Origin of the sequence: Thiolapillus sp., assembly GCF_048562965.1 — a bacterium.
Taxonomy (GTDB): Bacteria; Pseudomonadota; Gammaproteobacteria; order Chromatiales; family Chromatiaceae; genus Thiolapillus; species Thiolapillus brandeum_A.
Genome location: NZ_JBHNMF010000763.1, coordinates 1 through 1,417 on the forward strand (window position 1 = coordinate 1; position 1,417 = coordinate 1,417).

Consider the following 1,417-nt stretch of genomic DNA (forward strand, 5'->3'; position numbering starts at 1 on the left):
GATCGGTCGTTGTTGGTGCCGACACTCGATCGTGCAGATGCAGCATTCTTCGATCGATGACGAAAGGAACGACGGCATTGTTGGATCTGGTGACGTTCTTGGTCGCGGATGTACACCCTGATGAGACTCGCAAGCTCGCATCGCTCATCCGTGAGAAAGGCGGGAAAGGAGCCGCAGGTATCCGCCCCGACTGGGTCATGACTCCGGGATTCAAAGAACGTCTTGGGCAGTTGTCGGATCTCTGGCAATCGACGGAGATCGGTGCGGACGAGCTCGCCGGCATACTCGTTGGTGCGAGTCATGCCTATCATCTATCATCGAGCCAGGGCAGAACGATCCATCGAGTTGGTATGGACGGGGCCGTCTACCGAACTGGTGGCTACCAGGCGGACCGAACAGGTGTTGATCCAACTCATCGGCGCAGCGAGCAAACGAATCTTCATCACCAGTTTCGTTGCATACAGACCCAAAGCCATCGTCACAGCATTGGCCAAGGCCATCGAGCGCGGAGTGGATGTCTCCATCTTGCTGGAGTCCAGTGATGCGCATGGGGGAAGTCTTTCATCGGATCTCATAGGCAAAATGAAGGACTCTTTGCCTGAGGCCAGGTTCTATTTTTGGAAAAAATAGGAAGGCGAATTCTCCGGAGGAAAGGTACACGCCAAAGTCGCAGTTTCCGATGCCAGTACTTGTTTCATCTCCAGCGCCAATCTGACTGGTCATGCCATGGACAAGAACATGGAAGCGGGGGTGTTGATAAAAGGGGGCCATCTTCCTGAGCAAGTAGAAAACCATCTGGATGCCCTGGTGGCCACTGGCGTCATAGATCTGGTTCAGTGATCTACTCGTGATGTGAAATTGTCGCGAATATCGCAGGTATTCTACGGCTCGATATGATATTGATCACGGCGGGTCTATTGCCTACATACGGTTGCGCTCCTACATGTAACGACACCGTATTTGTAGCTATTGCTCTTTATCCTCGGTAAGGATTTCAATATCTGCACTTTCAGCTAGTTTTTTCATAGAGAGAATCGATTTGCTCAGGGCAACAGCCAACTCGTTCATATTGTCGGGGTTGATGGGTAGGTTTTTTTCATACCAGACCTGATCTTCCTGCGTTTTCCAATTCCAGTCTGAGAATTCACTGGGGGTTGGGAGATCATCCATCTTTCCACGTATTTCCTTGAATCTGTTCTTACGTGGGTTGCTGTTGTATAGGCCAATGCATACCTTTACTTGATTACTCACCAATTTCAGCTATCTCGATTAATCAATAATCGACGTAAAAACAATAGGTTGCACTGGTTGTTTCATCGTGTAGCTTCTTTACATTGCCAAATTTGGCCAAAATCAACCTTGGTTTGCATCATAGTAAGAATCCAGGTTTGCCTATGTCGGAGGGGTTGGACGCGAC

2 protein-coding genes and 1 pseudogene are annotated in these 1,417 nt (G+C 49.6%); 1 reads left to right on the forward strand and 2 read right to left on the reverse strand.

The window, feature by feature from the left end:
• On the reverse strand, positions 1-311 hold a 311-nt coding region (locus ACOCD2_RS19885; RefSeq protein ID WP_293715433.1), incomplete at its 3' end, for a hypothetical protein.
• On the opposite strand from ACOCD2_RS19885, the pseudogene drmC reads away from it, so the two are divergent.
• Positions 301-840: pseudogene (drmC, locus tag ACOCD2_RS19890) on the forward strand (DISARM system phospholipase D-like protein DrmC). The gene ACOCD2_RS19885 and the pseudogene drmC sit on opposite strands and share 11 nt — an antisense overlap.
• Positions 841-966: 126 nt before the next feature.
• Here the strand turns inward: drmC and ACOCD2_RS19895 are convergent.
• A complete protein-coding gene (locus ACOCD2_RS19895) occupies positions 967-1,170 on the reverse strand; it encodes a hypothetical protein (protein WP_293653198.1) in 204 nt (67 codons plus the stop codon).
• Between the last annotated feature and the right edge of the window lie 247 nt (positions 1,171-1,417).